Below are 16,181 nucleotides of genomic sequence, written 5' to 3'. Positions count from 1 at the left end.
GGTCAGCCGCCGGTGCGTGCCGCCCGGGCCGTCGCGCGGGCGGCACGCACGATGCCGCGCGCCCCCACCGGGGGTGCGCCGGCCGCCAGCGCCAGCCGGCGGTAGCTGTCGTAGGACAGCTGGCGGTAGGCGGCGGCGAGCTCCTCCACGTCCTCCCGGCGGGAGGGCGCGACCGTTGCCCGCAGGTGCCCGACCGTCGCGCGCACGTGCTTGGTGAACGTCGCCTGCAGGGCCTGGTTGGACAGGCGGCCACCGATGCGCGAGTCCAGGCCCGGACCCCGGCGGAGCGCCGGCAGCACCCAGGGGCTGGCGGCCAACGCCGGGAAGGCCCCGCGCGTCGCCTCCCACGCGTGCCAGGCGGTCACCGCCCCGGGCACGGCCCACTCGCCGTCGTCCGTGGAGATCAGCAGGCGGCGCGCGGTCGCCCGCACCTGGTCCCGGCGCAGGGAGCGGAACGTCCCCACGGGGGCGGGCCAGCCCAGCGCCAGGGCACACCAGGCCACCGACCGCAGGTGCTCGGGGTCCTCGGCCCGGATCTGCGTGAGCGGGCGCAGGTCGAGCTGCGGAGGATCCGGCTCGGGCGTCACCGGCAGCGCCAGCGCCAGGCCGCCGTAGCGGGCCACCTTGCTGTAGAGCGCCACGGTCGCCGGCTTCCACCCCCGCGCGGCAGCCAGGTCGCCGAGGCCGCCGGCCGCCAGCTCCTCCGGTCCCAGGCCCAGCTCGAGGGCCGCCTCGGCCAGTCGCCGCCACTGGGTCTCGTACCCGGGTGGTGGGCGCAGCCGCGACCAGGCACGCGCCGGGGGGAGGGCGGGCATGTCGGGCAGTGGCTGCTGCCATGCACGAGGCATGGTCGAATACTACCGTTATCCCCAACAAACATACGCTTCATGGTTGTGGGCACGTGACGAAGCCACCATCACGGCGCCCTCCGGGCGCCCAGGCACCGACGAACGACCCTCCCGGTTGACCGTGCACCGGAGGACCACCCTCCGGATCATGGGGCGGTGCGAACGGTGGGCGTCGAGGAAGAGCTGCTCGTGGTCGACGCGGACGGCGTCCCCGTTCCCCGGGCACCGGAGGCACTCGCGGTGGCGGCCCGCCGCGGCGAGGGCGAGGACGTGCACCAGCACGACCTCGAGGAGCAGGGTGCCGACGTCGCCGTCCCGGAGACCGCGCACCTGGTGCCCGAGCTGAAGGCCCAGCAGCTGGAGCTCGGGACGCCGGTGTGCACGACGCTGGCCCAGGTCGGGGCCCAGCTGCGGTACTGGCGCGGCCGGGCCGACGCGGCGGCATCGGCCGTCGGCGCCCGCGTGGCCGCCCTGGCCAGCTCGCCGGTGGAGGTCGCACCGATGCCGACGGACGGAGAGCGGTACCGGCGGCTGCTGGAGACCTTCGGCCGCACCGCCGAGGAGGTGCTGACCTGCGGGTGCCACGTGCACGTCTCGGTCGCCGACGACGACGAGGGGGTCGCGGTGCTCAACCGCATCCGCGTCTGGCTGCCGGTGCTGACCGCGCTGAGCGCCAACTCGCCGTTCTGGCAGGGCCGGGAGACCTCCTACGCCAGCTTCCGGTCGCAGGTCTGGCACCGGTGGCCCTCGGCCGGCCCCAACGGACCGTTCCGCGACGCGGAGGACTACCACCGGCTCGTGGAGGCGGTCCTGGCGACGCGGACGGTGCTCGACGACGGGATGGTCTACTTCGACGCCCGGCTGTCGGCGAGCTGGCCCACCATCGAGGTGCGCACGATGGACGTGGCGCTGCGCATCGAGGACGCCGTCACCCTCGCCGGGCTGGTGCGCGGCCTGGTCGAGACCGCCGCCCGCGACGCCCGGGCCGGGGGAGCGGTGCCCGAGATGCGGCCCGAGGTGCTGCGCCTGGCGGGCTGGCGCGCCTCCCGCTCCGGGCTGTCCGGAGAGCTGGTGCACCCGCGCACCGGCCGCCCCGCGCCCGCGGCCGACGTCCTCGCCGATCTGCTCGACCACGTCCGGCCGGCGCTGGCCGACGCGGGCGACGAGGCCCTGGTCGGCGACGGGCTCCGGGCGATCCTCGACCGCGGCACGGGAGCGGACCTGCAGCGGCAGGTGCACCGGGAGACCGGCGACCTGACCGCGGTCGTCCGAGCGGCCGTCGCCGCCACCGCGGGGGAGGAGACCGCCCGGGCAGCAGCCGGGGTCAGCCGCTAGATTCCCGCCATGTACACCGCGAGCTGGCGCGACGTCGTCCGTCCCGGGCTGTTCGGCCCCTCGCCCGATCCGCGGGACAAGCCCTACCGCGCCATCATCCGGCTCGCCCTGGTCGTCTTCCGGCTGCTCCGCTTCCGGTTCGACGTCCGCGGCTCGGAGCACGTGCCGCCCACCGGTGGCGCCATCATCTGCAGCAACCACGTGAGCTTCTTCGACTTCACGTTCCTCGGGCTCGGGGCGCTGCCGCAGCACCGCCTCGTGCGGTTCATGGCGAAGTCGCCGGTGTTCGAGCACTGGTTCGTTGGGCGGTTCATGCGCGCCATGAAGCACATCCCCGTCGACCGGAAGGCGGGCTCGGCGGCGTTCGAGGCGGCCGTCCGCGCCCTCAAGGACGGCGAGGTGGTCGGCGTCTTCCCCGAGGCGACCATCAGCACCAGCTTCACGGTCAAGGAGCTCAAGGCCGGCGCCGCCCGCATGGCGATCGATGCCGGGGTCCCGATCATCCCCGCCGCCGTCTGGGGCGGGCACCGCGTGGCGACGAAGAACCACAAGGTCGAGCTGCGCCGCGGGGTGCCGGTGACGGTGATCCTCGGCGAGCCCATCGCGGCCGAGCCCGGGGAGCAGATCGCCTCGCTGCTGGGACGCACGCGCACCGCCATGGAGGCGCTCCTCGACGAGGCGCAGCGCAGCTACCCGGACCAGCCGGCCGGGGACGACGACCGCTGGTGGCTCCCGGCCCACCTCGGGGGGACCGCCCCGACGCCGTCGGAGGCCGCGGCCGCCGACACCCTGCGCGCCACCGGCCGGGCGACCAAGCCGCCGAAGCGGACGGCGGTCAGCCGGCTGACCGGGCTGCTCCGCCGGCGCTGAGCACCGGGATCACTCGACGACGACCGGCGCCATCAGGCGGAACGCCTCGAGCTCCACGTCGTACCAGCGGCGCATCCGCCCCAGCGGTGTCATGCCCAGCCGCCGGCACACCGCCATCGACGGCTCGTTGCCGGGGCGGACGACGGCGTACACCTCGGGGAGGCCGCAGGCGAAGGCCCGGTCGATGACCGCCCGCGCCGCCTCCGTGGCGTAGCCGTGCCCCCACGAGTCCGGGTGCAGGTGCCAGCCCACCTCCACCTCACCGACCCCGTCCGGCAGTGGCTTGAGCAGCACCGTGCCCGCCGGCACGCCGTCGGCTCGCTCGATCGCCCAGCACAGGTGCCGCTCGTCGCGCCGGTGCACCTCCGCCCAGCGGTCGACCAGCTCCCGGGGCGGGATCGACGGCGTGCCGCCCAGCCAGCGCGTCACCTCGACACGCCCGTAGAGGTCGCAGAGCCGGGCGAGGTCCGCCGGCGCCGTCGTCCACGGGCGGAGCCGCAACCGCCCGGTCCGCAGCCCCGTCTCCTCACCGCCCATCGCTCCTGCCTACCGCCGGCCGCCAGGACCGGCCACCCGGACGCCGGCCCGGCGGGTCGTGGTCTCCTACTCGTCGGCCCGCCGCCCCGGCAGGCGACGGGACGGGAGGAGGAGCGACGTGAGCCTGCTGCTCACCGACGTGCGGGTGGGTGACCGGCTCGGGCGTGCGCTGCACGTCGTGGACGGCCGGATCGCCTGGACCGGCGCCGCGGCGGACGCCCCACGGGCGGAGCGAGTGATCCCGGGCGAGGGAGCCCTGCTCACCCCGGCCTTCGTCGACGCGCACGTGCACGCGACGGCGACGGGGCTCGCGCTGACCGGTCTCGACCTCCACTCGAGCCTCAGCCTTGCGGAGGCCATGGCCGCCCTCCGGCAGCACGTCGCCGCGACCCCCGCCGGGATCGTCCTGGGCACCGGGTGGGACGAGACCGACTGGCCCGAGCGCCGGGGACCGACCCGCGCCGACGTCGACGCCGTGGCCGCGGGCCGGCCGGTCTACCTGGCGCGGGTCGACGTCCACTCCGCGACCGTCTCCACCGCGCTGCTGGACCTGGTCCCCGGCATCGCCGCGCTCCCGGGCTTCTCACCGGACGGGCGGCTCCGTCTGGACGCCCACCACGCCGCCCGCCAGGCCGCCTACGGGGCGGTCGGCCCTGCGCAGCGGGCCGACGCCCAGCACGCCACCCGCGCCACCGCCGCCGCGCTGGGGATCGGCAGCCTGCACGAGATGGCCGGCCCGGAGGTCTCCTCCGCCGACGACCTGCGAGAGCTGCTGGCGCTGGCGGCCGAGGTCCCCGGGCCGCGGGTCGTGGGGTACTGGGGCGAGCTGTCCGAGCGCGGCGGCCTGGACCTCGTGCGGGAGCTCGGCCTCGCCGGCGCCGGGGGGGACCTGTTCTGCGACGGCGCCCTCGGCTCGCACACGGCCGCGCTGAGCACTCCCTACAGCGACCGGCCCGAGACGTCCGGGGCTCTGCGGTTCGACTCCTCCTCGCTGGTCGAGCACGTGCGCGCCTGCACCGCGACGGGGATCCAGGCGGGCTTCCACGTCATCGGCGACGCCGCCGTCGAACAGGTCCTGGACGCGGTGGGGGTCGTCGTCGCCCAGCTCGGCGTCGACGCCGTGCGCGCCTGCCGCCACCGCCTCGAGCACCTGGAGATGCCCTCCGCGGAGGCCATCGCCCGGATGCGGAACTGGCGGATGGTGGCCAGCGTGCAGCCGGCCTTCGACGCCGCATGGGGCGGGGACTCGGGGATGTACGCCGAGCGGCTGGGCGTCGAGCGGGCGCTGGCGACCAACCCGCTGGCAGACCTCGCCGACGCCGGCGTCGTCCTGGCGCTGGGCAGCGACGCGCCGGTCACGCCGCTGGACCCCTGGGGGGCGGTGCACGCCGCCGTCGACCACCGGAGCCCCGACTCCGGGATGCGCCCCTTCGACGCCTTCGACGCCGCGACGCACGGCGGCTGGGCCGCCGTCCGCGCCGAGCACCCGGCCGGGCCGCTCGCCGTGGGAGCGCCCGCGGACCTGGCCCTGTGGGCCACCGACGACGGGCTCTCCGCCGTGCTGGAGCACCGCGCGCGGCCGGCGTGCGCGGGGCTGGTCGTCGACGGCCGGCCCGTTCCGACTCGCGACGATCAGTAACGATCCGGTCACACTGCGACCCGGAGGTGCCGAAGGTCTCGATCCGGGGCCGCGCGCTTCTTACAGTCCCTGCAGTTCCTGACCGGGAGCACCGCACGCACGACCCCGGCAGGCGCGTCCGTCCTCCCGGTCGGCGCCCTCCCGCGGAGGGCGCCCCCAGGCCGCCGACGACGGGCGGGCCGGCCGGCGACCGCGGGCGGGTACCCCGGCGGAGCCCGCACGGACGCGCGCCATCAGACAACGGTCGCGCCGATCGCCCCCAGCGACCGGCCGTCCGGCCCGAAGGCGCGCCGTCCGCGGAGGGTGACCGCCGGCGCATCCGGGACGGGGGTCCGGACGGGGCGGCCACGGGCGGGGTCACCCGCTCCGCCGGGATGGGATGCTGGGTCGGGACCGCGTGGACACCGCGGTCCGGACCCCGCCCAGTCCGGCGCGGGGACGTCCCGCCCACGCAGGGCGGCTGCACCGGGGAGGCGCTGGGTGCCCGCAGGCGATGGCGGGCCGGGAACCGGCACGCTCCCGCGGCCGACCGGCCCGGGCGGGGCGGATCGGCCCGTGCCGTCGACCGGGCGCGGAGCCCGCTGGTCACGCGCTCCCTGGCGCACGCTCCTGGCCGCAGCCGGCGGCCTGGCCATGTTCCTGGCCTTCCCCGGGTACGACCTGGTCGCGCTGGCCGTCGTGGGCCCGGCCGCCCTGGCCGTCGCCGTGCACGGCCGCGGCGTGCGCGCCGGTCTCTGGCTGGGCCTGGTCACCGGTCTCGCCTTCTTCGTGCCGCTGCTGTCGTGGACCGGCATCTACGTGGGCGCCTTCCCGTGGCTGGCGCTCGCGGTGAGCCAGGCGCTGTACCTAGCCGCGCTGGGCGGGCTCACCGCGCTCACCTCCCGCCTCCCCGCCTGGCCGCTGTGGGCGGCGGCGCTGTGGGTGGCCGTCGAGGCCGCCCGCGGCCGGTTCCCCTTCGGCGGCTTCCCCTGGGGCCGGCTCGGGTTCTCCCAGACCGACGGGCCGTTCCTGGCGTTCGCCGCGTACGGCGGTGTCCCGCTGGTGAGCTTCGCCGTGGCCCTGACCGGCGCCCTGCTCGCTGCGGCCCTCCTCGGCCTGCGAGCCGGGCGGGGCCGCCGCGCGGCCCCGGTGGCGCTGGCCGGGGCGCTCGTCGTCCCGCTCGTCGGGACGCTGGCGTGGCTGCCGCTCCCCGGGGCGTCCCTCACCGCGGGCGGGCCGACCGCCATCGTCGCGGTCATCCAGGGCGACGTGCCGCGCGCCGGGCTGGACTTCAACGCCCAGCGCCGGGCGGTGCTCGACAACCACGTGCAGCAGACGCTGCGCCTGGCCGCGGAGGTGGCGGCGGCCCGGCAGCCGCGACCGGACGTCGTGCTCTGGCCGGAGAACAGCTCCGACATCGACCCCTACCGCAACGCCGACGCCGCGGACGGCATCCAGCGGGCGGCCGACGCCGTCGGGGCCCCGGTGCTCGTCGGCGCGGTCGTCGACGGCCCGGGGGAGTACATCAGCAACACCGCCATCGTCTGGTCGCCCGAGGACGGGCCCGGGCAGACCTACGTGAAGCGCCACCCGGTGCCCTTCGCCGAGTACATCCCCGCCCGTGACTTCTTCCGGACGTTCAGCGACAAGGTGGACCTCGTGCGGCGTGACTTCGCCGCGGGGGACGAGGTGGGGGTGCTCGACGTGGGCGGGGTGCGCCTGGGCGACCTCATCTGCTTCGAGGTGGTCTACGACGGCCTCGTGCGCGACGTCGTCGACGGCGGCGCCGGCATGCTCGTCGTCCAGACGAACAACGCCACCTTCGGCTACACCGACGAGAGCGCGCAGCAACTGGCGCTGAGCCGGCTGCGGGCGGTCGAGTTCGGGCGCACCGTCGCCGTCGCCGCCACCAGCGGTATCTCGGCCGTCGTGGCCCCGGACGGCACCGTGGTGCGCTCCTCGGAGCTGTTCGAGCCGGCGGTGTTCGTGGAGGAGATCGCCCAGCGCGACGACCGGACGGTCGCCCAGCGCCTGGGCGCGGTGCCGGAGGCACTCCTCACCGCACTGGGTCTCGGCGCGGTCCTCCTCGCGGCTCTCCGGCGGCGCAGGGCGGGCCGGGGGTGAGCGGACGCGTCCTGGTGGTCATCCCCACCTACAACGAGGTGGAGAACCTCGCGCGCGTCCTCGACCGCCTGCACGCCAGCGTGCCGGATGCGCACGCCCTCGTCGTCGACGACGCCTCCCCGGACGGCACCGGGGCGGTCGCCGACGCCCGCGCCGCCGCCGACCCGCGGGTCCACGTGCTGCACCGCAGCGCGAAGGCCGGTCTCGGGCGCGCCTACGTCGCCGGGTTCCGCTGGGCCCGGGAACGCGGGTACGACGTCCTGGTCGAGATGGACGCCGACGGGTCGCACCCGCCCGAGCAGCTGCCCGACCTGCTCACTGCACTGGCCGACGCCGATCTGGTGCTGGGCTCCCGCTACGTCGCCGGCGGCCGGGTCGAGGACTGGCCGGTGCACCGGCTGGTGCTCTCCCGCATCGGCAACCGCTACACGCGCTGGGCGCTGCGCCTGCCGCTCCGCGACGCCACCGGCGGGTTCCGTGCGGTCCGCGCCGAGCTGATCGACCGGCTGCCCTTCGACGAGGTGGCCAGCGAGGGCTACTGCTTCCAGGTCGACTGGGCCTGGCGGGCGCTGCGGGCGGGGGCCCGGGTGACCGAGGTGCCGATCACCTTCACCGAACGCGCCTTCGGCCGGAGCAAGATGAGCAGTTCGATCGTTGGGGAGGCGTGGGCCCGCGTGACCGTGTGGGGCGTGCAGGACCGGCTGGCCGACTGGCTGCCCCGCCGGGTGCGCCCGCCGGTGACCGGCCCGGCCGATCCGGCCGGACGCTGAGACGGCGGCCGGCCGACGGGGGAGCAGGGATGGGACGACCGACAGGGAGGAGGCGACGTGGCTGACGTGGTGCGTCGGAGACTGCGCACGGTGGTGGGGCTGACCGCGCTGGCGGAGCTGGTGGTCTTCGTCCTGGTCGCCGCCTGGATCGGGCTGGGGTGGACCATCGTCGCCACCCTCGTCACCAGCGCGCTGGGCTGGGTGCTGCTGGCCAGCCAGGGCCGGCGCACCCTCGCCGACCTGCGCCGGCGGGCGCAGTCCCGCGAGGCCGCGGGCCGCGAGCTCGGCGACGCCGGCCTGGTCGCCGTCGGCGGCCTGCTGATGGTCTTGCCGGGCTTCCTGGGTGACCTCATCGGCCTGCTCTGCCTGCTGCCGGGCACCCGGGGGCTCGTTCGCGGGGTGCTCCGGCGCCTCGTGCTCGCCCGGCTGCCCGAGCACATGCGCGGACCGGTGCGCGTGGGCAGCACCCGCACCGCTCCCGTCGACGCGACGCACCCCTCCCGGCCGGCCGAGCCGCGGGTGATCGAAGGAGAGGTCCTGCGGGACACCGACGGCCGGCCCTGACGCGTCAGCGCGGACCGCCGGGTCGCCCCGGTCCCACGACGACGGACGGCCCCGGTGGATCTCTCCACCGGGGCCGTCCGGAAGACGGTGAGCGCAACCCGCCCTGAGGGCGGGGCCGTCGTCAGCTGGCGCGGGTACGCCGACCGCGGAGCACCTCGAGGCGCTCGGCCAGGACCTCCTCGAGGTCCTCGACGCTGCGTCGCTCGAGCAGCATGTCCCAGTGCGTCCGCGGGGGCTTCACCTTCTTGGGGGCCGGCTCGGAGCCACCGACCAGCTTCGCCGCGGAACCGTCGAACTTGCACTCCCAGGTGTCGGGGAGCTCGGCGTCATCGGCGAAGGGCACCGTGAACAGGTGGCCCGAGGGGCACCGGTACTCGGCGTACTGCCGCTCGATGGGCGCGGTGTTCCGCTCGGTCTCGTAGCTGACGCTGCCCAGTCGGCTGCCGCGCAGGGAACGCTCACCCATGGCACACCGTCCTCTCGTGCTCGTGTCGGTCGGGACTCGACGTCCGATGGCCAGGGCAGTACCCAGGCGATCGGGGAGTCAGAGGAGTGAACGACCGAAAAGGCGGAGAGATTCCGCCGAATCGGCTGCTCATCATCGCATGGGGTGGGATCTGCGGCGCGCTCGCCCCCCGCAGGGGTGAGGACCGGCTCCTCAGGGCAGGGCCAGCTGCCCGGGACCGGCCGCCGTGGGGGCCAGCTCGCCCCGCACGTAGTGCCGCCGGCAGAGCACCTGGTACCGGACGGCGGGCGCTCCGGCGCCCCCGCCGGGGAGCTCCGGCGGGGCGGTGTCCGCCACCACGACGGTCTCGCCCGAGCGGACCATCACGCCGTCCACGACGCGGGCGTTGAACAGCCCCGGAAGACCGCACCAGCACAGCACCTCCACCTGGATGCGCTGCACGTCGTCGGCGAGCTCGAGCAGCCGCTGGGTCCCCGGGAAGAGCCTGGTCCGGAAGTCGGTGGTCAACCCGAAGGCGTAGACGTCGACGTGCGACTCGTCGACGAGCTCGGCCAGCTGGTCGACCTGGGCGGGGGAGAGGAACTGCGCCTCGTCGACGATCAGGTAGTCGACGCGCTGACCGCCGGCCCAGCGGTCGCGGACGAGCAGCCGCAGGTCGGTGGTCGCGCCGATCTCCACAGCCGCCCGGCTCAGCCCGACCCGGGAGCTGATCCGGGGAGCCGCGGACCGGTCGCCCTGGGTCACCAGCAGCCCGTGCCGGCCCTGCCTGCTGTGGTTGTGGTCGACCTGCAGGGCGAGGGTGGACTTCCCGCAGTCCATGGGCCCGTGGAAGAACCGGAGGTGCGCCGGCGCCGGGTGGCGGCGCCGGTCCCCGGAGGCGGGGACCGCGCCGGGCGCCGGCAGCGGGAGAGCGGGCCGCTCGCCGGCGGCAGGGGAGGTCACAGCTTCTCCGGTGGGGTGTTGCCGGCAGCGAGGACGGCGCGGCGCATCGGCAGGGTCGCGAGCGCGATGAACCCGCCCACGAAGAAGACCACCAGGCTGACGATCGCCAGGCGGTAGGACCCGGTGAGCTGGTAGGTGAGGCCGAAGGCGAGCGGGCCCAGCCAGCTCGTGCCGCGGTCGCTGATCTCGTAGAAGCCGTAGTACTCGGCCTCCTTGCCCGCCGGGATCAGCTGGCTGAACAGCGACCGGGAGAGGGCCTGCGTGCCACCCTGCACGAGGCCGATGACGGCGGCCAGCGCGTAGAACTGCGCCACCGCCCCGGTCTCCAGGAAGAACGCGGCGAACAGCACGCCGATCCAGGCCAGGAGCGCGCCCAGGACGACCCGCTTGGCCCCGTAGCGGCCCGCCAGCCGGCCGAGCCCCAGCGCCCCGAAGATCGCCACGACCTGCACCATCAGGATCGCGCCGGTGAGCACGTCCTGCGCCAGGTCGAGCTCCTCGGTGGCGTACGTGGCCGACAGCGAGATCACCGTCTGCACGCCGTCGTTGAAGAGCAGGTAGGCGCCGAGGAACCACAGCGTCAGCGGGAAGGCGCGCATCTCGCGGAACGTGGTGGCCAGCTGCCGGAAGCTGCTGCCCGAGCGCACCGCGGAGGCGGCGACCGGGCGGTTGCGGAGCCGGGAGACGGAGAACAGCGTGAACGCGCCCCACCACAACCCCGCCGTCGCCAGGGCGATGCGGACCGCCTCACCGGTCGTCAGGCCCAGGTCCTCGGCGGCGACCACGAGCCCGAGGTGGACGGCCAGCAGCAGCGCGCCGCCCACGTAGCCGAACGCCCAGCCCCGGCTGGAGACCTGGTCGCGCTCGTCGGGGCCGGCCAGGTCGGGCAGCCACGAGTAGTAGACGACGGTGGCCGCGCCGAAGCTGATGTTGGCGAGCACGAACAGCAGCGCGCCCATCAGCCACCGGCCGTCGCCGACGAAGAAGAGGGCCGTGGTCGCCAGCGCTCCCAGGGCGGCGAACGCGGCGAGCATCTCCCGCTTGCGGCCGGTGCGGTCGGCGACGGCGCCGGTCAGCGGCAGCACGAGCACCTGCAGCACGACCGACGCCGAGAGCACGTAGGAGAACCAGCTGCCCGCCGCGATCGACAGGCCGAGGAAGGACAGCCGCTCGTCCGGGCCGGCGGCGTCCCGCGCGATGGCGGTCAGGTACGGGCCGAGGAAGACGGTCGTCACCGAGGTGTTGAAGACCGACATCGCCCAGTCGTAGGAGTACCAACCGAAGCGTTCGCGCGCGAGGGCGCGGTCGGCCGGCGGGACCGACGGGTCGGCGGAGGGGACGGCGGTGGTCACCGCGGCAGGCTCCCAGGCGGCCGGGCGCCGGTCCAGCACCGGCCCCGAGCGGTCACGGGATGTCCTCCGGGACGACCCCGCCCGGGAAGGCGGCAACGGCGGTCGTCGGCCGGGTCGGGTCTACGAAGGCGGGGCCGTCCGGCTCGCCGGCGCGCAGCGGGCGCAACCCTCGGGTGAGGGCGGCGGCGATGCGCGTGCGGGCGCGGTTGGCGTCGCCGACGCGACCCATCCGGAGGTCGTCGAAGACGACCGGCGGCCCGACGTGCACCCGCAGCGCCGGCCGCCGTCGGACGGCCCGGAGCGCCGACCGCAGCTTGCCGAGGTCGTTGCCGTACTGCAGCACCTCGTGGGCGCCCCACTGGCTGACCGGGATCACGGGCACACGCAGCCCCAGGGCCAGCCGCGCCATGCCGGTGCGCCCCCGTTCGGGCCACAGGCCGGGCGCGAGGCCCACCCGGCCCTCGGGGTAGGCGACGACGTGCCCACCGTGCACGAGCGCCACCTCCGTCACCCGGACGGCGTGCCGGGCGAGCTCGGTGCCGCGCTCCACCCGGATGGTGCCGGCGCGCTCGAGGAGGGGGCCGACGACCGGCGCCGAGAGGATGCCCCCGGTGGCCATGATCCGGGGTGTCACGCCGAGCCGCTGGAGCGCCGCGGCGACGACGAAGGGGTCGAAGTCGCCGATGTGGTTGGCGACCAGCAGCAGCGGGCCGCGCCGCAGCTCCTCGGGGATCTCCCCGGTGACCTCCAGCCTGCCGAACAGCCCCACCAGCCCGCCGGACGCGCGCAGCAGGAGTCGCCAGAACCACCACGGCGGCGCCACCGCGACGGCGAGCTCACGGGCGAACCACTCGGGGTCCTCGGGGCGCACCAGCGCGGCGAGGTCCTCGGGGAGCGGCGGCGTGCGCGGCCACCGGCCCCGGAGCCGGCTCACGACGGTGGCACCCACTGGCCGCGCTTCTCCAGGACCCCGCGCAGCATCGCCGGCCGGTCGGTCATGACGCCGTCCACCCCGAGGTCCAGCATCGCCTCGGCCTCGGCGGGGTCGTCGACGGTCCACACGTGCACCTGCAGCCCCCGCGCGTGCGCGGCGGCGAGGAAGCGCTCGTCGACCAGCGCGCGCCCGCCCAGCTGGAGCGGCACCTGCGCGCAGCCGGCGGAGATGCGCACCAGCCCGGCGGCGCGGGGGGAGTACGACGACAGCCGCAGCGCCGCGACCCCGCGCGGCCCCAGCGAGGTGCAGACCGCCGGGCCGAACAGCCGCCGGGCGGCGGCGAGGCGGGCGTCGGAGAAGGAGCCCAGGCAGATGCGGTCGAGGACCTTCATGCGCCGCACCAGCCGCACCAGCGGGGCCAGCACGCCGGCGGCCTTGACGTCGAGGTTGAACCGGACGTCGGGCCACGCGCCGAGCAGGTCCTCCAGGCGGACGATCGGCTCCCGGCCGCCGATCCGGGCCTCGGAGACCTGTCTCCACGTGAGGGCGTCGACACGGCCGCTCTGGCCGGTGACCCGCTCCAGGGTGGGGTCGTGGAAGGCGACGAGGACGCCGTCGGCGGTCACCTGCACGTCGGTCTCGAGGAACCGGTAGCCCAGGCCCACGCAGGCCTCGAAGGCCGGCATGGTGTTCTCCAGGTGCTCGATCGCACCGCCCCGGTGGGCCATCGCCAACGGCGTCGGCGCGTCCAGGAAGGCGAAGCGCGACGCAGGCACGCGTCCACGCTAGTGGCAGGCCTGCGGGGCCGTGCGGGGCCCTTGGGTGCGGCCGTCGGTGCCCGCCGCCCCACCGACCTGCACCGTTCCGACCGGCGCCCTGGCGTGTCATCCGGGACTGTCGGCAGCGGCGTCTACCGTGCGCAGGCGTGGCACAGCAGCACGCGACCGGCAGCACGGCATCCCTCCCCGTCGCCCCGCTCCCCAGCCGGGGGAGCGGCGAGGAGCGGCGGTGCGGGTGGTGCCGCAAGGTCCTCCCGCAGCAGGGGTCGGTGGGGCGGCCGCGGCTGTACTGCGGGCAGGCCTGCCGCCAGCGGGCCTACGAGCAGCGCTCCGCGACGGCGAAGGCCGGGCTCCCCGGCGACGTGGTGCTCGTGTCGCGGGCCGAGCTCGACGGCCTGCAGGACCGGCTGTACCAGCTGCGCTGCGCCCTCGAGGACGTGCAGACGATGCTGCACGAGCGGCCGACCAAGGCCGAGCTGGAGCGTTCGCTGGCCGACCTGGTCCGCTCGACGGGCCGGCTCGACCGGCTCTGGGTCAGCGAACGCTCCAGCTGACCGGCCGGCTCAGTCCGGGTCCTGCGTGTCGTCGTCGGTGTTCTGGTCGGTCTCCGGGTTGCTGACGTCCGGCAGGTTCTCCCGGTCCGCCTCCTCCGGGTCCACGGTCTCGACGACGTCCTCGGTGTTCCCGTCGTTGCGGTCCAACCCGGCCGGGTCGCCGCAGGCGGTCATCGTGGCGCCTCCACCGAAGAGCGCCAGCGAGGTCAGCAGTGCGGCGAGCGGTCGTCGGGTTCTCATGGAGCGAGCCTACGAACCACGGCAGACAGCCGCCCGTCGAAGCATCGACATCCCCGTTCTTACGTCACAGTGACGGAATATCGGTCGTGTCGGTGGGTGGGGGGAGCGCGGCGCACGGTCGGATGGCGAGCCCTGGAGCGGTCGACGGCGCTCCGGATCCCACGGCGGGCGACGGCCTCACGAGATCGTCTGGATCATGATCAACTCATGGGGGAGTCGGCGGTGGGCATGACCGGTCGAGCCGGTCTGCCGCGGCGGCCACTCGGAGCCACGCACCGGCCGGCCCGTCGTCGCCGACTCCAGGCCGCCGGCAGTCCGTGCGCGGCGACCGACCAACGCCGGCGGAGTTCGCCGAGGAGAACGTGGACCGATCGGTCGGGACGCCTGCGGGAAGCGGCGGCCCCGGTGATCACGAGCCCCTCTCGGGGCCCGATCCATAGCGCCGATAATCGACATTATGTCAACTAGCGGACGAGGTCGCTTCCCGAGCACCGACGACGAGGCCGTGACCGCGACATGCGTCGGTTCGTGCACGTTCACGGTCCCCGCCACCCGGCCATCGTCCTGACCGAGTCGGGCTGAGCCAAGGGTGCCGGGCACATGCCGACCGGCCCCGTCGCCCTCCCGGATCGGGCGAAGCTCGGCATCTCGAAGTCCGCGCTCAGCAAGCAACTGTCCCAGCTCGTCGAGGCGAGTTACGTCACACAGGAAAGGGCGTCCGCGACGCCTGCAGCCGGCTCTGGCTCGCACTGCGCGCGCGCCCGACCACCCCCCGACTCCTGCGCCGCCTGGCGACCGAGCGGCTCGGGGTGGTGCCCGCCGAGGTCGCGGCCGGCGACCGCGTCGCGGTGAGCCGCCCCGACCGGCTGGCCGACCTCTCCTGACCCCCGGCGGCTGACCCGGCCAGGAGCGATCATCGGAGCATGCCCCGTACCTGGACCCACGTCGGCCGCTGCTGGACCAACGGCGAACCCTTCCTCGCCCTGGACGGCGACCTGCTCCCGGCCTGGCGCGGGATGAGCGAGCAGGCCTACGAGGCCCTGGTGCCGCGGCTGGACTACCAGCTCACCGGCATCCCCGTCGGCGGGAGCACCGCGGCGCTGGTCCTCACCGACCCGGAGGTCGGTGACGAGGGGTGGCTGGAGGTCTTCCGGGCCGACGACGGCGGCGTCGCCGTCGTGCAGGCGAGCGCCGGCGACTACCGGGCCACCCTCGACACCGCGCTGGCCTTTCCGGAGGGCGACGACCAGGTGGGCGACGTCGTGCGGGTGCCGAGCGGGCGGCTGGCGTTCATCAGTGCGGCGCTGGACGGCACCGGCGAGGACGGCGCCTTCCTCCTGCCTGAGTCCCCCGGCCCCACGCCCGAGTCCCCCGTGCTGGCCGACGACACCGCCACCGACGCCAGCCCGCTGCTGGTCGTGCCACCAGGCGCGTTCCGGGTGTCGGTCCTCTGGCGCACCGAGGTCCACGAGGACGCCGCCTTCGCCCGCTGGCTGTTCACCCGCGTGGGCTGACCGCTCACTTCCCCCGGCCGGGGCGGTCCACCCTGCAGCAACCGCCTCGACCACCGGGAGCCCGCATGTCCTCCGCCGTCAGCCCGATCCTCCTCAACGCCCGACGTCGAACGGCTGCGCGCCTTCTACGTCGGTCTCCTCGGTGCCGAGGAGACCGACCGCTTCCCCGAGGACGGCCCGCTGTTCTACCTGGGCCTGCGCGTCGGGGACTCCGACCTCGGGCTGACCGCGGAGCCGGCCGTCGCGCCCGGCGCGCCGGGCAGGGTCCTCCTCAGCATCGAGGTGCCCGACGTCGACCAGGTCCTCCCCCGGGTCGCCGAGCTGGGCGGCTCCGCGCCGTCGGGGTCGGCCGACATGCCGTGGGGCCAGCGGGTCGCGCACGTCGCCGACCCCGACGGCAACGCGGTCAACCTGACCCAGCAGCTGTGAGCGCCCGCCGCTCCAGGGCGGTGACTCCCGCCTGACCGCGTCGGGTTCCTCCGGGACCCGACGGGGTAGGCGTCGGCGGACCGCCCCCGAAGCCGCAGGAGGAACCCGTGACCGAGGCCCGTCCCGACACCGACGAGCAGCACGAGCCCGGTGGCACCCCCTCCCCCGGCCCGCAGGACCTCACCGGCCGGCCGCTCACGCCCGGCACGGGCGACGACGGCGGCGCGCAGGCGATCCCCGGCGCCTACGAGGCGGACGAGGCGGACCAGGAGCGGGGCAAGGCGGTCAAGCCGGGCAACTGACCG

18 protein-coding genes are annotated in these 16,181 nt (G+C 75.5%); 10 read left to right on the top strand and 8 right to left on the bottom strand.

Annotated elements, in window-relative coordinates:
* Positions 1 to 2: 2 nt before the first annotated feature.
* Positions 3 to 848 carry a hypothetical protein gene (locus ACI79P_RS12385; protein ID WP_456581352.1) on the bottom strand — a complete coding sequence of 282 codons (846 nt, stop codon included), beginning with the start codon at positions 846 to 848 and terminating at the stop codon, positions 3 to 5.
* Positions 849 to 1,004: 156 nt separating this feature from the next.
* On the opposite strand from ACI79P_RS12385, the gene ACI79P_RS12380 reads away from it, so the two are divergent.
* Together ACI79P_RS12380 and ACI79P_RS12375 are read left to right on the top strand one after the other, a co-directional pair.
* Positions 1,005 to 2,183: a carboxylate-amine ligase gene (locus ACI79P_RS12380; RefSeq protein WP_456581351.1), complete on the top strand. Its 1,179-nt coding sequence runs from the start codon at positions 1,005 to 1,007 to the stop codon at positions 2,181 to 2,183.
* Positions 2,184 to 2,192: 9 nt separating this feature from the next.
* Entirely contained in the window at positions 2,193 to 3,053 is an 861-nt protein-coding gene (locus ACI79P_RS12375) for a lysophospholipid acyltransferase family protein (RefSeq protein ID WP_456581350.1), read from the top strand.
* A 9-nt stretch (positions 3,054 to 3,062) separates the two neighbouring features.
* Here ACI79P_RS12375 and ACI79P_RS12370 read toward each other — a convergent pair whose 3' ends face one another.
* A complete protein-coding gene (locus ACI79P_RS12370; RefSeq protein ID WP_456581349.1) occupies positions 3,063 to 3,590 on the bottom strand; it encodes a GNAT family N-acetyltransferase in 528 nt (175 codons plus the stop codon).
* A 118-nt stretch (positions 3,591 to 3,708) separates the two neighbouring features.
* Here ACI79P_RS12370 and ACI79P_RS12365 point away from each other — a divergent pair, with 118 nt between their 5' ends.
* From ACI79P_RS12365 to ACI79P_RS12350, 4 genes are all read left to right on the top strand, one after another.
* Positions 3,709 to 5,229, top strand: a complete 1,521-nt coding sequence (locus ACI79P_RS12365; RefSeq protein WP_456581348.1) for an amidohydrolase — start codon at positions 3,709 to 3,711, stop codon at positions 5,227 to 5,229.
* Positions 5,230 to 5,784: 555 nt separating this feature from the next.
* On the top strand, positions 5,785 to 7,332 hold the full coding sequence (gene lnt / locus ACI79P_RS12360; protein WP_456581347.1) for an apolipoprotein N-acyltransferase: 1,548 nt from the start codon (positions 5,785 to 5,787) through the stop codon (positions 7,330 to 7,332).
* Positions 7,329 to 8,102, top strand: coding sequence for a polyprenol monophosphomannose synthase (locus tag ACI79P_RS12355; RefSeq protein ID WP_456581346.1), 774 nt, complete (start codon positions 7,329 to 7,331; stop codon positions 8,100 to 8,102). Before lnt ends, ACI79P_RS12355 begins: the two co-directional genes overlap by 4 nt.
* Positions 8,103 to 8,159: 57 nt before the next feature.
* A complete protein-coding gene (locus ACI79P_RS12350; RefSeq protein ID WP_456581345.1) occupies positions 8,160 to 8,666 on the top strand; it encodes an FxsA family protein in 507 nt (168 codons plus the stop codon).
* A 121-nt stretch (positions 8,667 to 8,787) separates the two neighbouring features.
* On the opposite strand, the gene ACI79P_RS12345 is transcribed toward ACI79P_RS12350, so the two are convergent.
* The 5 genes from ACI79P_RS12345 to ACI79P_RS12325 all read right to left on the bottom strand — a co-directional run bounded on the left by ACI79P_RS12345 (position 8,788) and on the right by ACI79P_RS12325 (position 13,136).
* On the bottom strand, positions 8,788 to 9,132 hold the full coding sequence (locus tag ACI79P_RS12345) for an RNA polymerase-binding protein RbpA (protein ID WP_091932539.1): 345 nt from the start codon (positions 9,130 to 9,132) through the stop codon (positions 8,788 to 8,790).
* Positions 9,133 to 9,324: 192 nt separating this feature from the next.
* Positions 9,325 to 10,074, bottom strand: a complete 750-nt coding sequence (locus ACI79P_RS12340) for a thymidine kinase (RefSeq protein WP_456581344.1) — start codon at positions 10,072 to 10,074, stop codon at positions 9,325 to 9,327.
* Positions 10,071 to 11,426 (bottom strand): MFS transporter, encoded by a 1,356-nt coding sequence (locus ACI79P_RS12335; protein WP_456581343.1) that lies wholly within the window; start codon positions 11,424 to 11,426, stop codon positions 10,071 to 10,073. The genes ACI79P_RS12340 and ACI79P_RS12335 overlap by 4 nt, the downstream gene beginning before the upstream one ends.
* Before the next feature lie 52 nt (positions 11,427 to 11,478).
* The gene (locus ACI79P_RS12330; protein WP_456581342.1) at positions 11,479 to 12,360 is read right to left on the bottom strand and encodes a lysophospholipid acyltransferase family protein; all 882 of its coding nucleotides are present in this window, start codon (positions 12,358 to 12,360) and stop codon (positions 11,479 to 11,481) included.
* Positions 12,357 to 13,136: a glycerophosphodiester phosphodiesterase gene (locus ACI79P_RS12325; RefSeq protein ID WP_456581341.1), complete on the bottom strand. Its 780-nt coding sequence runs from the start codon at positions 13,134 to 13,136 to the stop codon at positions 12,357 to 12,359. Before ACI79P_RS12325 ends, ACI79P_RS12330 begins: the two co-directional genes overlap by 4 nt.
* Before the next feature lie 149 nt (positions 13,137 to 13,285).
* On the opposite strand from ACI79P_RS12325, the gene ACI79P_RS12320 reads away from it, so the two are divergent.
* Complete coding sequence (locus ACI79P_RS12320) at positions 13,286 to 13,693, top strand: hypothetical protein (protein ID WP_456581340.1); 408 nt, start codon at positions 13,286 to 13,288, stop codon at positions 13,691 to 13,693.
* 9 nt (positions 13,694 to 13,702) lie between these two features.
* Here ACI79P_RS12320 and ACI79P_RS12315 read toward each other — a convergent pair whose 3' ends face one another.
* Positions 13,703 to 13,933: a hypothetical protein gene (locus tag ACI79P_RS12315; RefSeq protein ID WP_456581339.1), complete on the bottom strand. Its 231-nt coding sequence runs from the start codon at positions 13,931 to 13,933 to the stop codon at positions 13,703 to 13,705.
* 923 nt (positions 13,934 to 14,856) lie between these two features.
* Between ACI79P_RS12315 and ACI79P_RS12310 the strand changes: the two genes are divergently transcribed.
* The 3 genes from ACI79P_RS12310 (at position 14,857) to ACI79P_RS12300 (ending at position 16,178) form a co-directional block, all read left to right on the top strand.
* Positions 14,857 to 15,447 (top strand): hypothetical protein, encoded by a 591-nt coding sequence (locus ACI79P_RS12310; protein ID WP_456581338.1) that lies wholly within the window; start codon positions 14,857 to 14,859, stop codon positions 15,445 to 15,447.
* Between the two features lie 114 nt (positions 15,448 to 15,561).
* Complete coding sequence (locus ACI79P_RS12305; RefSeq protein ID WP_456581401.1) at positions 15,562 to 15,876, top strand: VOC family protein; 315 nt, start codon at positions 15,562 to 15,564, stop codon at positions 15,874 to 15,876.
* A 107-nt stretch (positions 15,877 to 15,983) separates the two neighbouring features.
* Positions 15,984 to 16,178 carry a hypothetical protein gene (locus tag ACI79P_RS12300; RefSeq protein WP_456581337.1) on the top strand — a complete coding sequence of 65 codons (195 nt, stop codon included), beginning with the start codon at positions 15,984 to 15,986 and terminating at the stop codon, positions 16,176 to 16,178.
* Positions 16,179 to 16,181 lie beyond the last annotated feature (3 nt).

Source organism: Blastococcus sp. SYSU DS0510, from assembly GCF_054050835.1.
This window is presented reverse-complemented; position numbering and strand designations above follow the sequence as displayed.